This is a genomic window from Nitrosomonas sp. (genome assembly GCF_019635155.1).
Classification (GTDB): domain Bacteria; phylum Pseudomonadota; class Gammaproteobacteria; order Burkholderiales; family Nitrosomonadaceae; genus Nitrosomonas.
Window position 1 is genome coordinate 1 of the sequence record NZ_JAHBZY010000037.1, and the last position, 6597, is coordinate 6597.

Below are 6597 nucleotides of genomic sequence, written 5' to 3' on the forward strand. Positions count from 1 at the left end.
ACAGGCGATGTACTTATTCGAAAGTCCCAAATTGCGACTGAGTGCGATTTATTGCGCTAGCCTATGAAATATAAGGAGAAAGTGGCCATCACCGCCACGACTTGGCTACGACCATTTATGCCCAAATTTGACCTGGAACCGTGACCAAAACCGTGACCAAGAAACTACTTAGAAGACGACAACAATTTCCGGATTGAAGTACGGAATGGCTCCTTGGTCTGTATCCATGTCGTACGCTGCGGTTTGCGGAAAACCGTTTTGGAAATGCGCAGCCTTAGCCTGTAGCATTATTGCAGCTCTCTAAGGCCCTCACCACTAAGCTTACTAGCGGGATAACTGAAGCGTGATCGATCGAAAAGGTTGTAAGCTAACAGCTCTCATCAAGACTGTCCCTTCTCGATTATAGAGTAGGCTAGAGTCTCCATTAAGGCTTCTTCACTTCCAAAGAGAGAGAACGCTGTTATGTTCATGAGCGTAAGTCTAGCCATAACCTTTTTTCTTTCAGATCGTGGGATGAGGTATTTTGTGAAGACGTGGAAGTTTTCACTCCTGCTTGTTTCAATATCCTCATGCCTCGTGTAAAGAAATCCCTCATTTTCATTTTCCGAAGGGCGAACGCAGATCGTGTATCGCGATTGTTGTGAGTAATGCCTTTGGTGGCTGACAACATGTGGCCCTAGCGTGATGATATATCCGGCTTTGACTGACCGCTTCCTCCTAAACATAGTACGTGTTGCATAAGAATAGATGGCAACATGGTCATTGTTGTGGTCATTACTTTTGTGAAACGCAAAAAAGGCCGCGACGTAGGGCGATTCAGTCCAATCGAGCAGAGGTGAGGGAAAACCATGATGCCTGAGATATATCATGAACTCATAGCCAGGGGGAGGTGTGGAAGGCTTATAGTCAGGATCGAACATTCCTGGCAGCACCCATTCTTTCCCTGTAAGTGAAACAACTGCGGGTTTCACAGTGCGGATTTTAGCGAAGTATTGCGACATTGAAAGTTGGTGCTGCGCGGATCGCTCAAGCGTAGTTTTGAGGCTCCAAGTAGCATTCCCATGACCTCGAAATATAGGGGTAGTAAGACGCGGTGGGCTCTTCCTTATGCGGCTTAATCCTCCAAAGAAAGGTAAGAGGCGTTCCTCAAATTCTTCCCAGCTTTTTACAGCGATCTCTTCCACACATATCTCCCGACAAAAATATTTCGCCATTAACGGTTGATAACGGGGCCAATATCTTTAGGTTAACCTGGCAGTTCTCCAGTTTGTATTCCTGTCGGGCATCCCCACAAATTGTGGTTGCGTTTTTAAAGGGAGAGTGTGCCCGAATACCATCCTTTGTCATCTCCCTTAAAGTCATAGACCCTGAATAGCATTCCGTCATGGGTTCTAACATGCACCTCTTTCGGAATAAGCGGTATGGCGAAGCCAGGAAATGCTGTCAAATGCACCGAATAGTGGCCTCCGGCTCTGAGGCGGGTTAAGTTAGTCGGAACACTCATAATGATGGGCTTTTTATGTAACAGCGTGAACCTATGCTCAGAAAGCGTGTAGACAATCAAATCTTCAGAGTAATGTGAAATCATACCGCTTGTTCCATTCCACTGCCCCGCAAGCTGTAGCTGGGCCTGTTGATTGACTCCGTCCTCTGAGATATTCAGTAAAACAGTCAAATTCCCACTTCCTTGGGGAAATGCCTTGCGAAATGTTTCGACACCTTGCACAGGAATTTCTAAAATCATATCAAACGAGCATTCGGCGAGAGAAAAAGTGTGAACGGAAGACGGAGTAGGGGCCTGAATTATGAGATCGCGACCAATCTGTATATTTGTTGAAGCTGGAGACTGTTCAACTGATTGTGTTTGTGCGGTTTGAAGTTGGTTTCCTTCTGCTTGTTTCATGGTGGGAGCAAGTAGAAGCCAGTAAATTCCGACGGATACCCACGCAACGGATGTAAATATGACCCAGATCAAGAGTGTGTATCGTAGCCACGAGGGTAAAGAAGGCAGAATCGGAATGATCTTCGACATAAGCTCCAGGAGCGTCTCCATGGCCTCACCTTCACCTAGTGGAAACCCATGCGTATCTCAGCGTGCGAAGCTTACTTCAGCCAAACTTGAAAATCTACTTATGTCCTACTTTGACCATATAGATCAAGTGAAGCGGGGGCTGCGCCCCCGATCCCCCCGGCCGTCCGGTCCAGTGGTCCGGAACGGCCGGGCGGCCTCGTTGGGCGGAATCTTTGCGTGACCAATCTCCCCATGGTTTCAGTATCCCTGTTCTCTTCTCTGCGTGTGTACACAACGATCACCCAGAACGGCGGCCAAGCTGACGCATCGCCGCCTTGTACGAGGAAGGACCATGGTTCCCTCTCACCCGTGACGGATAATGGACGGGTGACAGGGACAAATTGATTAGATCGGCTGAGCCTCACAGTCGCCGCGTGAGCCCTGCACAATCCGCACAGAGCCACACCTCGCAGAGTACATCGTCCACGACATAACAGAGCCTGGCCCATGCCCGTTCTGACTGGCAGAACTCACACAGCCGTTCTTTCGTATGCTCAGGGTAGAGCCAGGCTTTCCGCGCCCGATCATAAGTGCTCGCTTCCCGTCCGCAACAGGCCGGTCCAAACAAGCTCGGCAGTTTGAGGCTGCATCGATGCCAGATCATCCTCACACCTCCTGATAGACCAGCCCCTTCCCCAACACCAGCTGCAGAATGGTGCCGCTGAACCAGATGGGATGCCCCGAGAGCAGATCCTCCCAGGTCTTGATGAAAACGATTCTAGGGATTTCGATCTCTCCTCTGATCCGGCGATAGGCATTCCTGGTGGACCACTGGTGCCGCATTTCTTCCCACAGTCGGCTGATGGGAAACCCTAGCGAGCGTTTCCAGGACCAGCACATGTTCACGTAGCCGCATTGATCCTGAACGTATTGGCTAATCACATAGCGGCTCAGACGGTTTCGTGAACGATGGCTGGGCTGATACGCCTTGATCCAGACCACCGGAGCCCCGTGGAGGGTTTGCCATTGCGCCGAGAGCCACTCCTGCGAAATCCAGAACCGGCGAGCGCGTTCCCCGTCCGGCACCCGCCAGGCCCAGAAGATGTGGAGCACCCCATGCCCTTCTTCCGTCCGGACCTGATAGTACTCCAAGCCCTGAAATCCCAGCTGGCGTTCGATCCGTTGACGAAGTTGCTTGTGATGGTAGGTGAGCTTCTCCGCATCCCCGCCTTCTGCTGTGGACAACGTGACCCAAAGCACTTGGAATTGATGGCACTCCCAGAACCACAGGAGCGACCGCACCCGGTGGTAGCCCCGCTTCTGCTTCCTGGTCCATTCTCCGGCGACGGGCTCCCGCCGAAACTCCTTCCAGCGGCTCATCGCGCACCTTCCGCTTGAGGAATGGCCGGCCTCAAACCGGCAACCAGAATCCGCTCCAGTTCCTCGATGGGAATCCGGACGGCGCGCACCGACGGCTTCACATAGGCAATCTGCCGCTTCAGGATATATTTCCTGATTGTGCTTTCCTTCAGCCCTAGCCGGTTGGCCGCTTCTCTAATAGTGATCAATTTTGTACTGACCATCGGACACCTCCTTGAAAGAATGGTTGTGAAGAGTCACGCTTATTTACCTATAAGCGTGATGACTCTTGACAGCCATTAGCAGTGAGGAGGTACACTTGCCAAACAAATTCAGGTGGAGACGGCCCTTCAGCACGACACTTTTTTCAGTCGTGTTGGGATCAGGAAAATTGAGAGGATTCGGCATGAAAAAGGAGCGGAAAGCATGAGCGCACAGGAGAAAGCCGAGCAGGACTTCCAACAGGAGTACCAGAAAGCGATTGAACGTATCCGCTCAATGCCGGATGGCGCCGTCGGATGGGTGCTTAAGTTCCTGCAGATGGAACTAGAGGCCCTGACACCAACCGAATGGACGTTGGTGGCGTTTGAAGTCGCGGCCTTTGTCGATGAGACGGGAGAGCGATTCGGCGGGATGGTCGCCCCGGAAAGTGGCTGGAGCGTGGAAGGAGTGCCCAACGCGAAGAACTATCAGACGATACCCAGTCGCAAAGAAGCCCAGGACATTCAGGCGACAGTCCTGGAGCAGTTAGAACTCTACTGGCACGAAGGTTACACCGCCTTCACCTTTCCGCAGATGACACTGGTTGTGGTATCGCCCGGCGAGGGCTCTGACGAGGCCGGGACAATCTTCGTGAGCGCGAAACGCAAGGCCAAGGAGTTTGAGTACCGCTTTGTACACCTCCTGGCCCAGTCGGGAGACTACATTCGACGCTGTCCGGAATGCGCCAAGATCTATTTAGCGATCAGACGCGACCAGCTATACTGTCAACCGCGCTGCCAAAACCGAGTTGCGGCGAGAAAGTGGCGAGAAAGCCGGAGGACCGACCAAAAGACAGAGACACGAAAGGAGGACCGCCATGGCAAGAAAAGAGGGAAAGGATAGAGGCATCACCCAGCGTAAAGGCCGCGAAGGCTGGTGGGTACGTCTCTACGTCAACCGTCGAGAACTCTTGTAGCGTTACTCAGAGATTCAAGCGGAAGGCAGAGCTAATTGATTAGTTCATGAGTGTATTTTCTTCCAAGGATCTAGCAGTTACGACGGGAGGAGAACATGACGCGCAAACGCCTCCGGAATACGGCCATCAGTGTGATCGGGTCTTATGTAGCTGCCGTGGTTTTTGGAGTATGGATCCATTTCAAGTACCACAGTCTCTACGAGGTCTATAAAGATCTCATTCCATTCTTGATCGCTATCCCAGCTACATTTTTAGCCTATGCTATTCAGCGGAGGACAAGCTACCTATCAGCATTAAGAGAGTTCTGGGCAGAATTGATACCGGTCGTGCAGGCGGCGGTTCAATATACCCATATACCTACTCCGACACAAAGCGATTTTGCCTCGACTATGAAACAATTGTCGACGGTAACTGACTTTCTAAGGGGCGTCTTTAAGAATGTTCCTAGCTCCGATTCAGTCGGCCTGTATCCCTATGAGAATCTCAAAGACATTCAAAGTGTGGTTGCCTGGTTAGGCTATGAGAAGAACAGGACAGAGCACGATCGATATTGGGCCCGTCGATGCATCACCACTCTTTGGGCTTCAATGCATCAAGCGATGCTTCTGGAATTTGATAGGGAAATACCCGTTTATCCCGTGAGTAAATATTTGAACGGGAAAAAGTCTATTGCGGACAAGCTGCTGACCGGCGGCCAACTCGATGAAGAAGATCTTAAATTCGAGATGAAAGAGCAACGGGAGCGGCTTTTGAACGCTGGACGAGAGAGATTTTTCGACAGATTATTCTGATGCCCATGGGGAAGAAAAGGAGAGTCATTGTGGCACGAAAAGAAGGAAAGGATAGAGGCATCACCCAGCGGAAAGGCCGGGAAGGCTGGTGGGTGCGTGTCTATGAAGAGGGACGCCAGACATGGCACAAGTGCGACACCAAAAGCCAAGCACGCACGCTGTATGGCAAGTTGAAGGCCGAAGCACGAGAGGGAAAACTCTTTCCCAAACCGAAAAAGACCAAATCACTCCTGCTGAAAGATTACTTCGTGACGTGGCTCAAAAACCAACCCGCACGCGGCAAGAAGGTTACGACGATCAAGACGTACGAGTCGCGATTACGTAAACATGCCCTCCCCGCCTTTGGGACTTCGCAACTCTCCGCCATCTCACGACCCCGAATCAAAGCATGGGCGGCAGGGCTACTCGAAAAGGGTTTAGATTTCGATACGGCGCTGAATGCACTCTTGACACTCAGCGCGGTGTTGACCGAAGCCGTGGAGGATGGGCTGATCACTCATAACCCTGCCCTCCGTTCCGGGAAACTGCTGAAACGGCCAGCGACCATCGAGGAATCAGAACTTGCGATCTTCACTCCCGAAGAAGAAGGCCTGTTGCTGGAAACCGTGCGACGCGAACGCCCGCTGTTTTACCCGATGGCCCTGACCTTCTTTCGCACCGGCCTACGAGCCGGAGAAGTGCTGGGACTCCATCGGGGCGATCTGAACTTTCACAGCCGATCCATCTACGTGCAACGGAACTGGTCGCGGGGAATCCTCGGCACACCCAAGAACGGGAAGGCCCGGCGCGTGGACATGTCCCAGGGTCTCGCAAAGGCTCTGACAGAATGGATCGAGCTACAGGATCTGGAGGCGGCCGCCGCTGGAGACCCAGCGCCTGAAATCCTCTTTCCAGGCAACCTTGGCGGAACCAGGCGGGAGCCGAGTTATATGGCCGAGAATTGGTTGCGGTACAAACTGTGGTTTCCGATGGTCGCGAAGGCCGGACTACGACGGCTGGATATGCATAGTGTCCGCCATACCTATGCAAGCCGACTCATCGCGAATGGCGAGAACCTGAAATATGTCCAAGAGCAACTTGGCCATGCGTCGATTACCATCACCTGTGACACCTATGGACATCTGATCCCAGGCGGCAATCGACAAGCGGTCGATAAGCTGGATTCGTTAAAAATCGGTTTTGGAACCGTGACCAAAACCGTGACCAACGCTTACGAAAACTCCTAAGCCTTTGATTTTTGAGCGAATACAGTGGCATCG

At 52.0% G+C, this 6597-nt stretch carries 7 protein-coding genes; 3 read left to right on the plus strand and 4 right to left on the minus strand.

The genetic code is table 11. The features are described 5' to 3' along the window. Positions 1–380 precede the first annotated feature (380 nt). From KF839_RS14550 to KF839_RS14565, 4 genes are all read right to left on the minus strand, one after another. Positions 381–1184, minus strand: coding sequence for an FRG domain-containing protein (locus KF839_RS14550; protein WP_292918551.1), 804 nt, complete (start codon positions 1182–1184; stop codon positions 381–383). Positions 1185–1309: 125 nt separating this feature from the next. Then, positions 1310–1903: a hypothetical protein gene (locus KF839_RS14555; RefSeq protein WP_292918552.1), complete on the minus strand. Its 594-nt coding sequence runs from the start codon at positions 1901–1903 to the stop codon at positions 1310–1312. A gap of 774 nt (positions 1904–2677) precedes the next feature. Next, on the minus strand, positions 2678–3391 hold the full coding sequence (locus KF839_RS14560; protein ID WP_292918553.1) for a hypothetical protein: 714 nt from the start codon (positions 3389–3391) through the stop codon (positions 2678–2680). Then, positions 3388–3594 carry a helix-turn-helix transcriptional regulator gene (locus tag KF839_RS14565; RefSeq protein ID WP_292918554.1) on the minus strand — a complete coding sequence of 69 codons (207 nt, stop codon included), beginning with the start codon at positions 3592–3594 and terminating at the stop codon, positions 3388–3390. The genes KF839_RS14560 and KF839_RS14565 overlap by 4 nt, the downstream gene beginning before the upstream one ends. Before the next feature lie 202 nt (positions 3595–3796). Here KF839_RS14565 and KF839_RS14570 point away from each other — a divergent pair, with 202 nt between their 5' ends. The 3 genes from KF839_RS14570 (at position 3797) to KF839_RS14580 (ending at position 6564) form a co-directional block, all read left to right on the plus strand. Then, positions 3797–4474, plus strand: coding sequence for a hypothetical protein (locus KF839_RS14570; protein ID WP_292918555.1), 678 nt, complete (start codon positions 3797–3799; stop codon positions 4472–4474). 168 nt (positions 4475–4642) lie between these two features. After that, the gene (locus KF839_RS14575; RefSeq protein ID WP_292918556.1) at positions 4643–5338 is read left to right on the plus strand and encodes a hypothetical protein; all 696 of its coding nucleotides are present in this window, start codon (positions 4643–4645) and stop codon (positions 5336–5338) included. Positions 5339–5367: 29 nt separating this feature from the next. Continuing rightward, positions 5368–6564: a tyrosine-type recombinase/integrase gene (locus tag KF839_RS14580; RefSeq protein WP_292918557.1), complete on the plus strand. Its 1197-nt coding sequence runs from the start codon at positions 5368–5370 to the stop codon at positions 6562–6564. Positions 6565–6597: the final 33 nt, after the last annotated feature.